Origin of the sequence: Bradyrhizobium sp. CCBAU 53415 (genome assembly GCF_028128735.1) — a bacterium.
Classification (GTDB): Bacteria; Pseudomonadota; Alphaproteobacteria; order Rhizobiales; family Xanthobacteraceae; genus Bradyrhizobium.
The window spans coordinates 1-17,143 of record NZ_LBJF01000022.1 but is presented as its reverse complement, the minus strand read 5'-3'; the positions used below and the strand labels follow the sequence as shown (position 1 = coordinate 17,143).

General features: G+C 64.9%; 16 protein-coding genes. 10 read left to right on the top strand and 6 right to left on the bottom strand.

Going from position 1 to position 17,143, the window contains the following annotated elements:
• Positions 1-66: 66 nt before the first annotated feature.
• Entirely contained in the window at positions 67-1,512 is a 1,446-nt protein-coding gene (locus XH87_RS14540) for a TAXI family TRAP transporter solute-binding subunit (protein WP_271587824.1), read from the bottom strand.
• 151 nt (positions 1,513-1,663) lie between these two features.
• Between XH87_RS14540 and XH87_RS14535 the strand changes: the two genes are divergently transcribed.
• Positions 1,664-1,954 carry a 4a-hydroxytetrahydrobiopterin dehydratase gene (locus XH87_RS14535; RefSeq protein ID WP_271587823.1) on the top strand — a complete coding sequence of 97 codons (291 nt, stop codon included), beginning with the start codon at positions 1,664-1,666 and terminating at the stop codon, positions 1,952-1,954.
• A gap of 100 nt (positions 1,955-2,054) precedes the next feature.
• The gene (locus XH87_RS14530; RefSeq protein WP_271587822.1) at positions 2,055-2,438 is read left to right on the top strand and encodes a YkvA family protein; all 384 of its coding nucleotides are present in this window, start codon (positions 2,055-2,057) and stop codon (positions 2,436-2,438) included.
• A 189-nt stretch (positions 2,439-2,627) separates the two neighbouring features.
• Here the strand turns inward: XH87_RS14530 and XH87_RS14525 are convergent, their stop codons facing one another.
• The 3 genes from XH87_RS14525 to XH87_RS14515 form a co-directional block, all read right to left on the bottom strand.
• The gene (locus XH87_RS14525) at positions 2,628-3,788 is read right to left on the bottom strand and encodes a TAXI family TRAP transporter solute-binding subunit (protein ID WP_271587821.1); all 1,161 of its coding nucleotides are present in this window, start codon (positions 3,786-3,788) and stop codon (positions 2,628-2,630) included.
• Between the two features lie 18 nt (positions 3,789-3,806).
• The gene (locus XH87_RS14520) at positions 3,807-4,652 is read right to left on the bottom strand and encodes a hypothetical protein (protein ID WP_271587820.1); all 846 of its coding nucleotides are present in this window, start codon (positions 4,650-4,652) and stop codon (positions 3,807-3,809) included.
• 251 nt (positions 4,653-4,903) lie between these two features.
• A complete protein-coding gene (locus XH87_RS14515; protein WP_271587819.1) occupies positions 4,904-5,878 on the bottom strand; it encodes an NADPH:quinone oxidoreductase family protein in 975 nt (324 codons plus the stop codon).
• A gap of 203 nt (positions 5,879-6,081) precedes the next feature.
• On the opposite strand from XH87_RS14515, the gene XH87_RS14510 reads away from it, so the two are divergent.
• The 7 genes from XH87_RS14510 (at position 6,082) to XH87_RS14480 (ending at position 14,066) form a co-directional block, all read left to right on the top strand.
• A complete protein-coding gene (locus XH87_RS14510; protein ID WP_271587818.1) occupies positions 6,082-6,921 on the top strand; it encodes an SDR family oxidoreductase in 840 nt (279 codons plus the stop codon).
• Between the two features lie 116 nt (positions 6,922-7,037).
• Complete coding sequence (locus tag XH87_RS14505; protein ID WP_271587817.1) at positions 7,038-7,691, top strand: invasion associated locus B family protein; 654 nt, start codon at positions 7,038-7,040, stop codon at positions 7,689-7,691.
• Positions 7,692-7,859: 168 nt separating this feature from the next.
• Positions 7,860-9,062: a 23S rRNA (adenine(2503)-C(2))-methyltransferase RlmN gene (rlmN, locus tag XH87_RS14500; RefSeq protein WP_271587816.1), complete on the top strand. Its 1,203-nt coding sequence runs from the start codon at positions 7,860-7,862 to the stop codon at positions 9,060-9,062.
• A 187-nt stretch (positions 9,063-9,249) separates the two neighbouring features.
• Positions 9,250-9,744, top strand: coding sequence for a hypothetical protein (locus tag XH87_RS14495; RefSeq protein WP_271587815.1), 495 nt, complete (start codon positions 9,250-9,252; stop codon positions 9,742-9,744).
• A 242-nt stretch (positions 9,745-9,986) separates the two neighbouring features.
• A complete protein-coding gene (locus XH87_RS14490; protein ID WP_035703034.1) occupies positions 9,987-10,763 on the top strand; it encodes a phosphatase PAP2 family protein in 777 nt (258 codons plus the stop codon).
• Between the two features lie 91 nt (positions 10,764-10,854).
• Positions 10,855-12,192, top strand: a complete 1,338-nt coding sequence (gene argG / locus XH87_RS14485; protein ID WP_271587814.1) for an argininosuccinate synthase — start codon at positions 10,855-10,857, stop codon at positions 12,190-12,192.
• A 116-nt stretch (positions 12,193-12,308) separates the two neighbouring features.
• Positions 12,309-14,066, top strand: coding sequence for an alkaline phosphatase (locus tag XH87_RS14480; RefSeq protein WP_271587813.1), 1,758 nt, complete (start codon positions 12,309-12,311; stop codon positions 14,064-14,066).
• A gap of 9 nt (positions 14,067-14,075) precedes the next feature.
• Here XH87_RS14480 and XH87_RS14475 read toward each other — a convergent pair whose 3' ends face one another.
• Positions 14,076-14,696 carry a TetR/AcrR family transcriptional regulator gene (locus XH87_RS14475; protein ID WP_271587812.1) on the bottom strand — a complete coding sequence of 207 codons (621 nt, stop codon included), beginning with the start codon at positions 14,694-14,696 and terminating at the stop codon, positions 14,076-14,078.
• 231 nt (positions 14,697-14,927) lie between these two features.
• On the opposite strand from XH87_RS14475, the gene XH87_RS14470 reads away from it, so the two are divergent.
• The gene (locus tag XH87_RS14470) at positions 14,928-15,884 is read left to right on the top strand and encodes a homocysteine S-methyltransferase family protein (protein WP_271587811.1); all 957 of its coding nucleotides are present in this window, start codon (positions 14,928-14,930) and stop codon (positions 15,882-15,884) included.
• 52 nt (positions 15,885-15,936) lie between these two features.
• Here XH87_RS14470 and XH87_RS14465 read toward each other — a convergent pair.
• A partial coding sequence (locus tag XH87_RS14465; RefSeq protein ID WP_271587810.1) for an OmpA family protein occupies positions 15,937-17,143 on the bottom strand: 1,207 nt, incomplete at its 5' end.

The window sequence follows — 17,143 nt, the reverse complement described above, 5'->3', positions numbered from 1 at the left end:
ACCATCCCGGAATAACGGCAAAGCTATATAGAGACAATGTGACGCAGCAATAACGCTGGCAAGCTCTTACGCGTTGCCGGCGGCCCGGAATTGCACGCCTGCGCGCTGCAGGTTCTGCGGCAGGCTTATCAGCACCGCCTTGCGGTCGGCGACCGCGGCGTGGAACTGGTCGAGCGCGATGTTGAAGGCGGTGAGCGCGCCTTCCTCGATCGCGCCGTGATCGTAGCAGCGCAGCGTATCGCGCAGGATGTCGTCAGCCTCGGTCTGCATCTGGTCGAGCTCTTCGGCCGTCTCGCACTTGCGCGCCGCCGAGATCATATCGAGCAGGCGTTCGCGCAGATGACTGTTGCTGTCGCGCTCGTCCTTCTTCAGATAACCGGCGAACCAGGCGCCGATCGAGCCCATGGCGGAAAGCGCCATCAGGCTCCACCAGATGTAATCGCTGTATTTGTCGAGGAAGGTCTTTTCCTCGCCGTCGACGAAGGCGGCCGCACCCGGATGCACCGGGATCACCGCATCCTTGTCGGTATCGGGCGTTTCGATCTTCGCCGCGAGCGGGAATTCCGTCACCAGTTGCTGCCGCACGGCGAACAGCTGGCGCGTGAACGCCGCGATGGTGGTTTCGGACACGCCTTTGCGCGCCACGATATGGTGCGAAAAGCTGATAGTCTTGACCTCGTCCTCCGGGCGAGCGGGCGAGCCACCATAGGTGCCGGCGGGAATCTCGGACGCTTCGTAGACCGGATGGTTCTGCGCGATCGCGTCCGCCGAATCGATCGCGAGGAAGGTGGGCGCGCCGAAATCCTTGGTGGAGGCGGCGATCGCATCCGCCGTGATCTTGCTGTTGACGGGGCCGGCCGCGAGATAGACCTCGGCCTTCCGCGCCTTGATCGCCTCGGCTGCTTCGTTGGCGGGGAATTGCACGATCTCGACCTTGGCGGGATCGATGCCGTATTGCTGGAGGATCACCTTGAGCAGATTGACGTTGGCCTGGGTGCGGCCCACCACGCCGACGCGATGGCCGGCGAGCTGTGCGATCTTGGTGATCTTCGGGCCCCGCTTCTTGCCTTTGCCCGGCACGGACCAAAGCACCACGACGTTCTTGCGCAGGGTCGCGACCGCCTGCGCGTTCTTGGGCACGTCGACGTCGCCGCGTACGATGGCGAGATCGACCTTGCCTTCCGCAAGCGCATTGGCGCTGGCCGTGGCGCCCTCGGTCGGAAACGGCCGCAGCCGCACCTGGCCCTTGGTCTGCGTGAACGCCTGCGTCAGCGCCTGCACGACCTTGACGTCATCGCTGTTGGCAGGGCCGACTGCGATCCGGAGCGTCACCGGGCGCATCGCGAAGTAATATCCGCCGGCCAGCGCGCCGACGATCGCAAGCACGAGTGCCAGAGACACGAGCGCCGTCTTCCGCGCCGCGGATCGCGGCGAAGGCGGAGGGGGCGCTTCGGCCAGGTCCAATCCCCCGGTCATCGATCTCCCAAACAGGCGCTTCAGGCTCAATTTCATCTTTGGCCGGCGATTTACTTGGGCAATTGTAGCAAATTTCCTGCCCGGCGGGGTTACATCTCCGTCATGGTTAGCGGATGCAGGAATTCCGTATGAACCCGGGCGTCGGCGCGGTGTTAGAGTAAAGTTCCTCTAAAGGACGGAGAGAACCATGGCAGAACGGCTCGCGGCGGAGGCGCGCAAGCAGGCGTTGGGCGGACTACCGGGCTGGACTGACGTCAAAGGCCGCGACGCCATCGGGAAGACCTTTGTCTTCAAGGATTTCAACGCTGCGTTCGGCTTCATGACCCGCGCTGCGCTGGCCGCCGAGAAGATGGATCATCACCCCGAATGGCGCAACGTCTACAAGACAGTGGAGGTGGTGCTGTCGACCCACGACGCCGGCGGCGTCACCGCGCTCGACGTCGCGCTGGCCAAGGCGATGAACGCCATCGCGGGCTGACACCAGGCTCGCGTCTTGCGGGGATCGGCCGGATCCCCATCTTGTGATCAGCCGGGACGGGACGACCCTCCGCCTCCGGCAGAACGGGGAATTCTTGAGCATGGCTGCCGAGCACAGCGTCGGGTTCGAGCCGGCCGATCGGCTCGCGGAAGATCGCGAGAGCGTGCGCCGTCGCTTCTGGCGCAAGCTGAAGCGTGTCGCTGCGCAGCTGCCGTTCGCGGAAGATTTGCTTGCCGCCTATTACTGCGCGTTCGACCGGCAGACGCCGCGCCACGTCCAGGCCTCGCTGTTAGGCGCGATCGCCTATTTCGTCCTGCCGTTCGACTTCGTCGCGGATGTGATGCCGATCCTCGGCTTCGCCGATGACGCCGCCGTGCTCGCCACCGCCATCCGCATGGTCGCCGGCCACATCACCAACGAGCATCGCGAGGCCGCCCGCGCCGCGCTGAAGCGTGGCGTCGACGAGGGGGAGGCGGCGCAATAGGTGTCTTCGGCGGCATGTCGCGGCTACACACTCCGCTGTCATTCCCCGCGAAGGCGGGGAATCCAGTACGCCGCGGCCTTTAAGTTCAATCACTGCTGTTTCGGAGTGCTGGATCGCCCGGTCAAGCCGGGCGATGACGGCTGAGTGTGTGGATGGCGCTTGCGACACCATTGCTCGCAGCGACGACCGCTACTTCGGCCCCGCCTGCGCCCGCGCGTTCGCCGCGTCCCACGCCTGGAATTGCTTGAACAGCGCTTCCTTGTCCGCGTCGGACACCTGCGCGGCCGCAGGGCTCTGCTTCAGGAACGCCTCGAAGCGCTGCCGTGTCACCGGCTCGATGCCGTGCTTGTCGAGCCATTGCTGCGCCACCGGCAATCTGTTCCATCCTGACAGCGGCGCCGCCAGCGAGACCTCCTTCCACTTGGGATGGAAGGGCGGGTTCTGGAGCGCCGTGAATTTCGTGAAGAACGCGTCCACGAACAGCGCGAGCTTGCGATAGCGCTCGGTGTTGGGTGCCCAATTATAGGCCGCGAGCACCGCAGGCACGGCGATCGTGTCCACGCTTTCGCCTTCCCGGATCAGGTTCGGATAATCCTTGGCGGTCAGCGTCGCGGGCAGATAGTCGCTCTGAAGCGGCCTTTCATAGTCGACTTTCGCGAGATGGAAGCGGCCGTCATTGGCGAAGGTCGAGACCGATTTGTACGGCTTGCCTCCGACCACGATGACGGCGTCGATCGTGCCGGCCTTCAGCTTCTCCATCGCGATACGCTGCTCGACATAGACGAATTTCGCCTTGATCCCGAGCCGCTCGAACACGGTGAGCGCGGTGACGAAGGTGCCGCCATTCGGCAGGTCGACACTGACGGTCTTGCCTTCGAGGTCCTTCAATGTCGCGACCGATTTCGGCGCGATCACCTGCATCTCCTCGTTGTAGAGCTTGGTCACATAGGTGAACTGCCGCTTGATGTCCTTGGCGAAACCCTTGCGCTCGAGATAGTCGAGCGTGTCTGCGCGGACGATACCGAGATCGACGCCTTGCAGAAACAGGATGTCGGCAACGCTCTGCACCGAGCCGCGGCCGACGATCGGCAGCACGCGGATCTTGTTGCCGTCGTCGAGCACGGAGGCAAGGTCGGCGCCGAACTGCACATAGGTGCCGCCGATCGTGCCCGTTATCAGCGTGACGGTGTTGGCGTTCAGCGCCCGTTTTGTCGAGGTCGAGCCGAACTGGAAGATGGCCTTCAGGCCGTCCGAGACCTTGGCCGGATCGTATTCGGCCTGCTCGGCGCGCGCCGTGAAGGCACAGACGGTCATGAAGGCGGCCAGCGCCATTCCCAAAGCGTTACGCATGATGTCCCCTGAAATGGTCTAGTTCGAGAGCTGGGCGAGGCGCTGTCGCGCCTCCGCCGATCCAAGTATCGCGGCTTTCTGGTACCAGTCGCGCGCGGCGGTCGCGTCAGCGGCGATGCGCCGGGAGTCGCTGGTGCCCAGCACGGCCGGGTCATAGCTCTGCGCCAGCACGAACGCAGCCGTCGCGTCCTGTGCATTGGCCGCGCGTTCGAGCAGCAGGCGGGCCGCAACAATATCGCCGACACCGAGCAGGCTCTTCGCGCGCGTCATCAGCCCGGCCAGTGTGTCGGCGTCGAGCGTCTTGGCGGGCGGAGGCGGCGCAGGCGGTGCTGGCGGCGCCGCAACGGGCGCAGGCGCCTGGGCTTGCAGCGCCGTCTGATAGGCGGTCGCGATCGCCTCGCGGCTCGGCGTTGCCGGTGCAGGGAGAGCCTGCGTGTCGGCGCTTGCCTGCCTCGTATCGCTCACGCGGACCGCATTCTCGGGCGGGGTCTGCGGTATGGCCGGGGCGCTGGCTGACGCCATGGCCTGGTCAGCCACGATGCGAATCCAGCTACCGGCATTGGCGGCGAAGAGGCCGCGAAAGTCGGATTGAAACAGCGTGATCAGGACTGCAAGGGTGGATGCCGCCAGAACCGCCGCGAGCACACGCGGGACAATTCTGGAGCGCAACTTCACCGGCGCATATTCGCTCGGGTCGGGCGCCCCGAGCGGATCGGACAGGAACAGTGGAACTGCCTCGTCCTGCGAAAGATCCACCCGTGCAGCGCGCGCACGGACAAAGGACGCTGTCTGCGGATGTGATGCGGCTCGATTGGAGTCGAACGCGCTCGACTCCCTCGAGAAACGATGGGCCGTCGTCTCCATGGTGATGCTCCCCATTACTGACGCAACGCAGGGGCATTCCCGGCTTTAGTCTTCTTGTTGTTGTCCAGAAGTGCCCCGCAAACTGGAACCGGTAAATCGCCGTCCGATTCAGCCCAAAAGACGACGGCGATTTGCGCGAATCTGGAGATATTTGGGTTTGATTACGGCGAGGCGGCGGAATGCACCACAATTTTACCGGTGATGGTTGGCGAGCGATGACGGTTGTGGATGCTGAGCGACGCCCCACATCCTCACGGATGCAGGATCACCTTGCCCATGGCCTGGCGTCCCGCGAGCACCTTCAGCGCGTCCGCTGTCTGGGCCAGCGGGAACGTGCGGTCGACATGCGATGAAATCTTTCCTTCCGCGGTCCACTTCACGAGCTTTTCGAGATTGGCGCGGTTCTTGGCCGGGTTGAGTCGGGTCCAGGCCCCCCAGAACACGCCGCGGATGTCGCAGCCCTTCAGCAGTGCGAGGTTCAACGGCATTTTTGGAATGTCGCCGGCGGCAAAACCGATGACGAGGAAGCGGCCTTCCCAGGCGATCGAGCGCAGCGCCTGCTCGGCGTAAGCACCACCAACCGGATCGAAGATGATGTCGACGCCCTTGCCGCCGGTGAGTTTTCGCAAGCCTTCCTTCAGATCTTCCCTGGCGTAGTTCAGCGTCAGCTCGGCGCCATGAGCTTTGGCGAATTCGAGCTTCTCGTCCGACGAGGCGCAGGCGATCACCTTCAGGCCCATCAGCTTGCCGAGCTCGCAGGCCGCAAGGCCCGTGCCGCCGGCCGCGCCGAGCACCGCGATCGTCTCGCCGGGTTTCGGGCTGGCGCGATCCTCCAGCGCATGCAGCGCGGTGCCGTAGATGATTATGATGCCGGCAGCGCGGTCGTAGTCGAGATCGTCGGGGATTTTCACGATCGACGCCGCAGGCAGCGCGATCTTCTCGCGTGCGCCGTTGTGGCCACAGGATGCCACCACGCGGTCGCCGACCTTCAGGTCGGTGACGTCAGGGCCGATGCTCTCGATCACGCCCGCGACTTCCGCCGCCGGCGAGAACGGGAACGGCGGCTTGATCTGGTACTTGCCCTGGATCATCAGGAGATCGAAGAAGTTCAGCGCCGCCGCCTTGATCGCGATCACGGCCTCGCCGGGACCTGCCACCGGATCCGGCACCTCGGCCAGCACGAGATCGTCGGGCTGGCAATATTGCGAGCAGAGGATGGCTTTCATGGCGGCACCTTGGGGTGTTTCGAGTGGAATTATAGTTTGGCCGTTTCTGCCGGATTTGGCGCGGCCCGACAATCGGGATTCTTTGTCTGAGGCTAGGCTCCGGCCTATCCTCGTCATTGCGGGCGAAGCGAAGCAATCCAGAGTCCGTCTCGCGGAAATAGTCTCGCAATGACGGAGCAAGAAGAGGATGGAGGATTCAAACGATGTTTGAAACAAGCCTGCTCGAGAGCAAGCGCATCCTCGTCACCGGCGGCGGCTCGGGCCTCGGCGCCGCGATGGGCCGTCGCTTCCTCGCGCTCGGCGCCGAACTCGTGATCTGCGGCCGCAAGCCCGATCGGCTGGAAGCTGCCGCGAGCGAGATGCGCGCACAGACTGGCGGCAAGGTCACGACCATCGCTTGCGACATTCGCGAGGGCGCCGCCGTGGATGGCATGATGAATGAGATCTGGCGCGAAGCGCCACTCGATGTCCTCGTCAACAATGCTGCCGCGACCTTCATCGCACGGAGCGAGCAGCTCTCCTTCCGTGCCGCGGATGCGATCCTGGCGCCGACGCTGCATGGTGCGATGTACTGCACGCTCGCCGCCGGCAAACGCTGGATCGATGGCAGGCGTGGCGGCGTCGTGCTGTCGATTCTATCGACCTCCACCATCACAGGCCGCGCCTTCACGGTTCCGTCGGCGATGGCGAAGTCCGCCCTGCTGGCGATGACCAGGAGCCTTGCGGTGGAGTGGGGCCCGAAGGGCATCCGCACCGTCGCGATCGCGCCGGGTCCGTTTCCGACCGCCGGCGCATCCGGGCAGCTACGTCCCGAAGGCCGCGACGAAAGTTGGACCGCGCGCAACCCGCTCGGACGCACCGGCGAGCACAGCGAGCTTGCCGATCTCGCCAGCTTCCTGGTCTCGGACCGCGCCGGTTACATCAATGGCGAGATGGTGGTGATCGACGGTGGCGCGCATTTGCGCAGTTCCGGCGCCGAGGATTTGCTCGGCTGGACCGAGACGCAGTGGGCCGAGCAACGCGCCGCGCGATCCAAGGCCTAGCCGCCGCGGCTGCCGCTAACTGCCTTCCCAAATTGGACTTTCCCGGCTATCCCTGCCCGGGGACAACGCGCGGTCGGGCCATCTTCCAGTCACAATATTGAGGGAACCACTGCGGCATGTGGCGGGTGCTGATTTTAGCTTTGATGACTGGCGTCATGGCCGGGGGAATCGCCGATTCCGCGCGGGCGCAACCGGCGCACAAGTCTGCTCCAAAAGAGGCGACACCAAAGCCGGCCGCGCCATCGGCCCATACGACTGCGAAGTCGGCTGCAAAGCCCGAGAGCAAGCCGGCAGCCTCGCCCGCGGCGGTTGCGGGCGGTGCCGAGCCGACCCTGATCGGCCAGTTCGGCACCTGGGGCGCCTATTCGGCGACGCCCAACGGCAAGAAGGTCTGCTTCGCACTGGCCAAGCCTTCATCGTCGAAGACCAATCCGCCGAATCGGCCGCGCGATCCCGCCTATGCGTTCGTCTCGACCCGGCCGGCGGAGAAGGTCAACAACGAAGTTTCGGTGATGATCGGCTACGCGCTGAAGCCGGGCTCGGAATCGACCGTCGAAGTCGGCGGCGCCTCCTTCGCGATGTACACGCAGGGTGACGGCCTCTGGATCAAGAACGCGGCCGAGGAGGAGCGGATGGTCGAAGCCATGCGAAAATCCGCGGATCTCGTGGTCAAGGGCGTCTCGGCCAAGGGCACGGAGACGACCGACACGTTTTCGCTGAAGGGCCTGTCCCAGGCGTTGGACAAGATCGCGCAGGACTGCCGGCGTTAAGACTGCCGGCGACAAGGTCGCAATCGGCAGTTCCGGTTGCTATATAGAGCGTGTTCCAGATTTTCTTCCGTCATTCCGGGATGGGCCGAAGGACCAGACCCGGAATCTCGAGGTTCCGGGTTCAGCTCTTCGAGCTGCCTCGGAACGACCAAACCATCAGGCTCATCAATGCAACCGTCGACCCAGCCGCACAACGCAATCCTGGTGGAGAAGACTCCGCTCGAAACCTATGTGCCGCCGGCGAAGCCGTCGCTGATCGGCCTGTCACGCGCCGAGCTTGCCGACCGCCTCGGCGAGATCGATGTCGCGCCGGCACAGCGCAAGATGCGCGTGCAGCAGCTATGGCATTGGCTCTATTTCCGTGGCGCCCAAAGCTTCGACGACATGACCTCGATCTCGAAGGGCATTCGCGCCGAGCTCGCGCAGCACTTTACCGTCGACCGTCCCGAAGTCGTGGCCGAGCAGATCTCCAACGACGGCACCCGCAAATGGCTGCTGCGCCTGCCGAGCGGCGACAATGTCGAGAAGGCGCATGAAGTCGAATGCGTCTACATCCCCGAGACCGATCGCGGCACGCTCTGCGTCTCCTCGCAGGTCGGCTGCACGCTGAACTGCGCCTTCTGCCACACCGGCACGCAGCGCCTCGTGCGCAACCTCACCGCCGGCGAGATCGTCGGCCAGGTCATGGTCGCGCGCGACCGTCTCGCCGATTGGGCCGACCGCGAGGACGGCACGCGCCGCGTCACCAACATTGTGATGATGGGCATGGGCGAGCCGCTCTACAATTTCGACGCGGTGCGCGATGCGCTGCTCATCGTTGGCGACAACGAGGGCATCGGCATTTCCCGCCGCCGCATCACGCTGTCGACCTCGGGCGTGGTACCGAACATCGTGCGCGCGGGCGAGGAGATCGGCGTCATGCTCGCGATCTCGTTGCATGCGGTGCGTGACGAATTGCGCAACGAGCTGGTGCCGCTGAACCGCAAATATCCGATCAAGGAGCTGCTGCAGGCCTGCCGCGACTATCCCGGCGCCTCGAACGCCCGCCGCATCACCTTCGAATATGTGATGCTCAAGGGCGTCAACGATTCGCTCGACGATGCCAAGCTGCTGGTGAAGATGCTCAAGGGCATTCCCGCCAAGATCAATCTGATCCCGTTCAATCCCTGGCCCGGCACGGCCTATGAATGCTCGGACTGGGACCAGATCGAGAAATTCTCCGAATATATCTTCAACGCCGGCTATTCCTCCCCGGTGCGCACCCCGCGCGGCCGCGACATCCTCGCCGCCTGCGGCCAGCTCAAGTCTGAAACCGAAAAGCTCAGCGCACGCGAGCGTCAGGCGCTCCGCGCCATGGCGATGACGGATTGACGATGCGTACGGACTCCACGCGCGTCATGGCCGGGCTTGACCCGGCCATCCACGTCGAGCCGCGAGCACGAGAGCCGTGGATGCCCGGGCATAGGCGAGCGGAAGCGACGCCGTCCTTCGGACGGCTACGCCCGGGCATGACGGTTGTGGGCGTCGCGACGCCGTTGATCAGCAACCTGCTTATCCCATGTCCCTGATCGGCCGCCTCATCGTCATCTTCATCGGCTTCCTCGCCGCCTGCTTCGTCGGCGGGATGATTATCGTCATCGCGCTGCTGTTTCCGGAATTCGCCGATCTCGGCGCCGGTCCCGTCGATCAAGGCACGATCGATATCGTGCTCGGCTTCGGTTTCATCTTCGTTTCGGGCTTCGCGCTGGTGCCGGCGGCGGTGATCGTCGCGATCACCGAAGCGCTCTACATCCGCAGTGCGCTCGCTTACGCCGCCGGCGGCGGCCTCGTCGGACTGGCCTGCTATCTCGGCCTCGTTCCCTTCCACTCCGACACGCTGCAGTTCGAAGGTATCGTGCGGCGTCACCTGGAAATCATGACCGGTGCGGGCATCGTCGCCGGCGTCGTCTACTGGCTGATCGCCGGCCGCAACGCCGGCGCCTGGCGCAATCCGCCACCCCCGCGGAAACCGCCGCCGCCGCTGCCGTCGAATTCGCGGCCGGATGCCAGGTGAGTTTCTTACCCTCCTCTGGAGGGGGAGGGTCGGATCGCATCATCGATGCGATCCGGGGTGGGGTGACAGACTATCCTCGATAGCGGTGCGTGTGGCTCAGGGTTGCGACGGACGAGAGACCATTTGTGTGGCTTCACCCCACCTCGCTCGCGCTTCGCGCGATCGATCCTCCCCCTCCAGGGGAGGATGGGCACCGCCGGTTGGGGTTTTCATCCCCGTCCCACTCCGCTAAACCGCGCGCCATGAACCGGACTGGACTCTTTGTCGCCCTGGCGCTGTGGCTCGTGATCGGCGTCGTCTTCGGCCTCTATCCCGAGCTCGATCTCAAGCTCGCTGCGCTGTTCTTCGATCCCGCGACCAAGACATTCCCGCTCAAGCTGAACGGCTGGGCCGGCTTTGCGCGCGATGCGGCGATGTGGATCGCCTGGGCGTTCGCGCTGCCCTCGCTCGTCGCGCTGGTGGTCAAGATGGTCCGGCCCGACCGGCCGCTGATGGTGCCGGGGCGCACGGTCATCTTCCTGCTGGTGACGCTGACCATGTCGGCCGGCATTTTGACCAACCTGACGTTCAAGACTTATTGGGGCCGGCCGCGTCCGGTGGTGGTGACCGAGTTTGCCGGCGATCAGCAATTCGTGCCGTGGTGGGATCCGCGCGGCGGCTGCGGGCGCAACTGCTCGTTCTTCTCCGGGGAAGGGGCGACGGCATTTTGGACGCTCGCGCCGGCCGCGCTGGCGCCGCCGGCATGGCGCCCACTCGCCTATGCTGCCGCCGTGGTGTTCGGCGCCGTGACCAGCGGGCTGCGCATGGCCTTCGGGGGCCACTTCTTCACCGACGTTTCCATCGCGGGCCTCGTCACCTTCGTCGTGATCTGGTTCGCCTACGCGCTGATCTACCGGTGGCCACGGACGCGGTTTTCGGACGAGGCGGTCGATGCCGCCCTGACCCGGCTGAACATGCCCGCCTACCGGCTCCGCCAGCGCCTGTTCGGCCGCAAGACCGGTCCCGAGCCCTCGGTTTGAGCCATTAAATGCGTGCTCAGCCTCGCGAAATTTGATATTCGCCGCCCGAGCCACAAACAACATCAGCTATTTGAGACCGATTGGACGCGCCATGACCACGATCCTGAAAAGCCTGCCCAAGGGTGAGAAAGTCGGCATCGCTTTTTCGGGCGGCCTCGATACTTCTGCCGCGCTGCTCTGGATGAAGCAGAAGGGCGCGCGCTGCTACGCCTACACCGCCAATCTCGGCCAGCCGGATGAAGCCGACTACAACGAGATCCCGCGCAAGGCGATGGAGTTCGGCGCTGAAAAGGCTCGGCTCGTCGATTGCCGCACGCAGCTGGTCCACGAGGGCATCGCCGCGATCCAGTCCGGCGCCTTCCACATTTCGACCGGCGGCATCACCTATTTCAACACCACGCCTCTGGGGCGCGCCGTCACCGGCACGATGCTGGTTGCCGCCATGAAGGAAGACGGCGTCAACATCTGGGGCGATGGCTCGACCTTCAAGGGCAACGACATCGAGCGCTTCTACCGCTACGGCCTGCTCACCAATCCCGGCCTGAAGATCTACAAGCCCTGGCTCGACCAGCAGTTCATCGACGAGCTCGGCGGTCGCGCCGAGATGTCGGCGTTCATGACCGCCCAGGGCTTTGCCTACAAGATGAGCGCCGAGAAGGCGTATTCGACCGACAGCAACCTGCTCGGCGCCACGCACGAAGCCAAGGATCTCGAGAGCCTCGACAGCGGGATCAAGATCGTCAACCCGATCATGGGCGTGCCGTTCTGGCGCGACGATTGCGCGGTGAAAGCCGAGAAGGTGGTGGTCCGTTTCGAGGAGGGCCAGCCGACCGCGCTGAACGGCCAGACCTTCTCCGATCCCGTCGCGCTGTTTCTCGAAGCCAACGCGATCGGCGGCCGTCATGGCCTCGGCATGAGCGACCAGATCGAGAATCGCATCATCGAGGCCAAGAGCCGCGGCATCTATGAAGCGCCTGGCATGGCGCTCCTGCACATCGCCTATGAGCGCCTGGTCACCGGCATCCACAACGAGGACACCATCGAGCAATACCGCATCAGCGGCATGCGCCTCGGCCGCCTGCTCTATCAAGGCCGCTGGTTCGACTCGCAGGCCCTGATGCTGCGCGAGACCGCGCAGCGCTGGGTCGCGCGCGCCGTCACCGGCGAGGTCACGCTCGAGCTGCGCCGCGGCAACGACTATTCGATCCTCAACACCGAAAGCCCCAATCTCACCTATGCGCCGGAGCGGCTCAGCATGGAGAAGGTCGAGGACGCCGCCTTCACGCCGGCCGACCGCATCGGCCAGCTCACCATGCGCAACCTCGACATCGCCGATACCCGCACCAAGCTCGGCCTCTATTCCAAGACCGGCCTGTTGTCGGGCAGCGAGGGCTCGCAGATCTTCCGCCTGGAGAGCGACAAGGGCTGAGGCCTTCCCCGGCCCGAATCGCGCTTGCTCATCCGGGTTACGAGCTTAATGACGATGTCATTCTCGATCGCTACGCTTCCTGTTCCTGTTGGAAACCGGATTGCGGAGCATCGAGCATGGTCAGGGGATCGGCACTCGCCTCTCTCATCGTCCTCTGTTGGGCGTCATCATCGTCGGCGCAGACGATCTATCCGATCGATCGTGCCGAGATCCTGGCGGGAGCCACATTCGACTTCAAGGTCGAGCTTCCCGGGCCGGTCGATCCCGCCAAGTTGAAGGTGACGGTGAACGGCGCGGATTATGCGACCGCGTTCGGCCGTGCTGGGACCTTCATCGAGCGCGAGGACGGCAAGGAGCAGTCGGCCCTGATCCTGCGCGACGTCGCGCTGACCGCGCCGGGCAGCGTTGCCGTGGACGTGAGCGATGGCACGCGCCAGCGCAACGTCACATGGACGGTCTACGACACCGGCCCGCGCAAGGTGAAGAACGTCATCCTGTTCATCGGTGACGGCATGTCGCCGGCGCATCGGGTCGCAGCCCGAATCCTGTCCAAGGGGATTTCGGAGGGCAAGAGCCGCGGCAAGCTCGCCATCGACGACATGCCCCACATGGCGCTGGTGGCAACCGCCGGCACGGATTCGATCATCACGGATTCCGCGAACTCGGCCAGCGCCTATGCGACCGGCCACAAGAGCGCCGTCAACGCGCTCGGCGTCTATGCGGACCGCACCGCGAGCCCGTTCGACGATCCCCGGGTCGAAACCATCACCAGTCTCGCCAGGCGGCGGCACGGCATGGCGATCGGCATCGTCACCAATACCGAGATCGAGGACGCGACGCCGGCGGCGATGGTCGCGCACACCCGCCGGCGCGCCGCCTATGACGGGATCGTCGAGCAGCTCTTCGCGGCGAAGCCGGATGTCCTGATGGGCGGCGGCAGCGCAAATCTTCTGCCGAAATCGGCTGCGGGCTCGAAACGCAGGGACGAGACTGACTACATTGCGAAGTTTCGCGATGCAGGCTATCAGGTCGCGACCACCGCGAGCGAGCTCAGCGCGTCTGCCGCAAAACAGGAGACGACCAAGCTGCTCGGCCTGTTCGCCACCGGCAACATGGACGGTGTGCTCGACCGCAGATTCCTGAAGGGTGGCGGCGTCAAGAAATTCCCTGAGCAGCCTGATCTGACCGAGCAGGTATGGGCAGCGCTGAACATCCTCTCGAAGAACGATGCCGGCTTCTTCCTGATGGTCGAGTCCGGACTGATCGACAAATATGCGCATGCCCTCGACATGGAGCGCGCCGTCTACGACACGATCATGCTCGACAACGCAGTGCGCCAGACGCGTGAATGGGCGCGGGCGCGTGGTGACGACACCCTCATCCTGGTGGTGGCGGACCACAATCATCCCAACAGCCTCGTCGGCACGGTGAATGACGACATGGCCACCACGCCCAACGTTCCCTTGCGCGAGCGCGTCGGCGTCTACGATCGGGCTGGATTTCCCAATTATCCGGCTCCCGACGCGGAAGGCTATCCGGCACGCATCGACGTGAGCCGCCGGCTGGCCATCTTCTCGGCCAGTCTGCCGGATCACTACGAGACGTTCCGTCCGAAGCTGGACAATCCCAACGAGCCGACCGTCAAGGCCGGCGCCGACGGGACCTTCAAGGCCAACGACAAATACAAGGACGTCCCGGGCGCGGTGCTGCGCCCCGGCAATCTGTCGGCGATGATCGGCGCCAGCGTGCATTCGGGCGAGGACGTCATCCTGACCGCGGCCGGTCCGGGCAGCGAGCGCGTGCACGGCTCGATGGACAACACGGAAGTGTTCCGTGTGATGGTCGACGCATTGGGATTGGCTGCGCAGCAATGACGCATCGCTTCACGAGGAAGGCGGCGGCGTGAAGACCAGCTTCACGCAGCTGCGGAACAGCAGGATTTGCCGCTCCAGCCGCTTCGGGTCGTTGAGCGTCTTCGACATGATGATCGCGCCGTCCACCACGCACGAGATCATCTCCGCGAGATCGTCGAGGTCGACCGGCTCGCGGGGCGGATAGACTGCGGCGATGCCGTCGAGGATCGCGCGGAAGTGCGCATTCCAGGCCCGGACCGATTGCGCGGTCAGGTCGCGGACCTCGCGGTCGAACAAGCGCTCCTGATAACAGATACTGGCGATCAGGCAGCCGGGATGGCCGTTCGGCAGGTCGGCCATCACTTCGGCGAGCAGCTTCAGCGAGATCAAGAACGACTGCAGCGGGTCGTCCGAGAGCTCACGCCCTCGCTGGAAGATCTCCTCGAACAGGCGATCGTTCGTCTCCACATAGCGGCGCAGCATCTCCCGCGCGAGCGCGTTCTTGTCCCTGAAGTGATAGAAGAATCCGCTCTTGGTCAGTCCGGCCTCGGCGATGACCTCGTCGATCGAGGTCGCTCCGAAGCCCTTTGCGAGCACCGCCGCTTCCGCGATCTCGAGAATGCGCTCGCGCGTCGCTTCGCCCTTTCCCATCGATGACTCCAAAACCGTACCAACGGTGCGGAATTTGCCGCCCGCAGCCAGCGACCACTCCGAATGGATCATGCAAGTCTTTGATTTGTCTTCGCTTGCGGGTGGAAGTTCAGCCGCACCACGGGGCTTCTAGAGCGACGCGACATTATGCGGCACCAAATGCCGAGACCGAACACGGGCATGGCGCGACCGAATGAAGAGAGCGAGCCCGTCCAAATGATGGAGCGATCGATGGCCAGATACCGACATGGTCTGCCGCAGCACGGCGGCGGCATTTTCCTGACCGACGGCGGCATGGAGACCACCCTGATCTTTCACGAGGGGCTGGAGCTGCCCCACTTCGCGGCATTCGTGCTGCTCGACAGCGCGGACGGCCGAGCGCATCTGAAGCGGTACTACGAAGCTTATCTCCGCATCGCGCGGCAGCACGGGCTCGGCTTCGTGCTCGACACTCCGACCTGGCGCGCCAACCCGGATTGGGGTGCCAAGCTCGGCTACGACGCGCCCGGGCTCGATGCCGTCAACAAGCGTGCCATCCGCTTCCTCGACGAATTGCGCGGCGACTGGGAGTCCCCCGGCATGCCCTGCGTCATCAATGGCGCGATCGGTCCGCGAGGCGATGGTTACAAGGCCGGCAACATGGATGCGGCAGAGGCGGAAGCCTACCACGCGCCTCAGATCGCGGCCTTCGCCGAGGCTGGCGCCGACATGGTGACTGCGTTCACGCTGAACAGCATCAACGAGGCCGTTGGCGTGGCGCGTGCGGCCAAGAGGCGGAAAATTCCGGTCGCGATCTCTTTCACGGTCGAGACAGATGGCCGCCTCGTCAGGGGAGAGTCGCTGCGCGAAGCGATCGAAGCGGTCGACGACGCAACGGACCGTGCTTGCGAATATTTCCTGATCAACTGCGCGCACCCGACTCATTTCGAGAGTGCGCTCGCGGCCGGCGAGGCCTGGGTCCGGCGCATCCACGGCATCAGGGCCAATGCGTCGATCAAGAGTCATGCCGAGCTTGACGAATCGGAGGCTCTCGACAGCGGCGATCCCGTCGATCTCGGCCGCCGGTACCTTTCGCTCAGGCGCACGTTCCCCGGCATGCGGATTCTCGGCGGCTGTTGCGGCACCGATCACTGGCATGTTGCCGCCGTTTGCGACGCCTGCCTGCCGCCGGAAGCGTTGACTGTCTGATGCAAATGAAATGGCCGGGATTGCTCCCGGCCATTTGCGTTTGTGCTTCGCCTCAGCGCGGCGGCGCAGTGCCGGGCGGGGGCGGTGGCAGCGACGCCGTGCCGCCGTTGAGCAGTGGCGTGATGCGGCGGACGGTGACGCGCCGGTTGATCAAGCTCGGCCCTTGCGTCTGCTCCTTCAGGTACTGCTCGCCATAGCCCTGCGACGTCAGGTTTTCCGCGGGCACGCCGAACTGCTGCGTCAGCAATTCGGCCGCTGACTGTGCGCGGCGGTCCGACAGCGACAGATTGTCGACCTCGTTGCCGACCGCGTCGGTGTGTCCCTCGATCAGGAACACTTCGCGCGGATTGCGCTGGATCGCCTGGTTGAGGCCGTCGGCGATCACCTGCAGCCGGGCCGCCTGGTCCGGCGGGATGGTCCACGATCCCGTCTCGAAGTTGATCGTGTTGACGTCGATGCTCGGCATCTGCATGCGGACATTGGGGCTGTAGCGAATCTCGTCGAGCGAGTAGCGCCGATCGATCCGCTGCACCGGCGGTGCCTGCATGGTCGCGTAGATCACGTCCGGCGACGCGTCCTCAGCGCTGACGATGTAGCGATCATAGGGAATGCTCACGACCGGCGGCGGCACGTCGACATAGAAGCCGCCGACCGCGCGCGGATCGCGGTAGCTGTTGTCGATGATGACGATCTCCTGCCCGCGCGGATCCCTGCGGATGCGCCTGAGCAGCCGGCCATCGGCGCCGACCACCGTGATCACCTCGCTGCCGTCGGGACGGATCACAACCGTGCGGGTTTCGCTGCCGACCGTATCGGTCCGGATGTCACGGGCGCCATAGCGGAAGCGATAGAGGTCATTGCCGCGGACGTAGGCCTGTCCGCCCGGATCGCGGATGATGATGCGGTCCGGCTCGGTATAGATGGTGCGTCCGCCTTCGACGGTTTCGCGCCGCTGGTTGTGGAGGTCGGCGATGGTGGCGCCGATCACGGCTCCGGCCACCACGCCGGCTCCGATCGCGAGCGGCGTCAGGTCACGCTGCGGCGGACGCGGCGGCGGCGGCAGCGGGGCTGCGACCGTGGGCGCGGTGCGGAAGGCCGGTGCGACCGTTGGCGGTTTGTATTGTGCCCTGTCGGGGGGCGGTGCTGCGGCCGGCGTGCCAGGCACCACGGTCGGCGCCGCGGCGCCAGCGGGAGGCGCCGGCGGCCGGGCCGGGGCACCAGCCTGCGGTGACGCAGCCGGGGTTCCGGCTGCGGGCGCG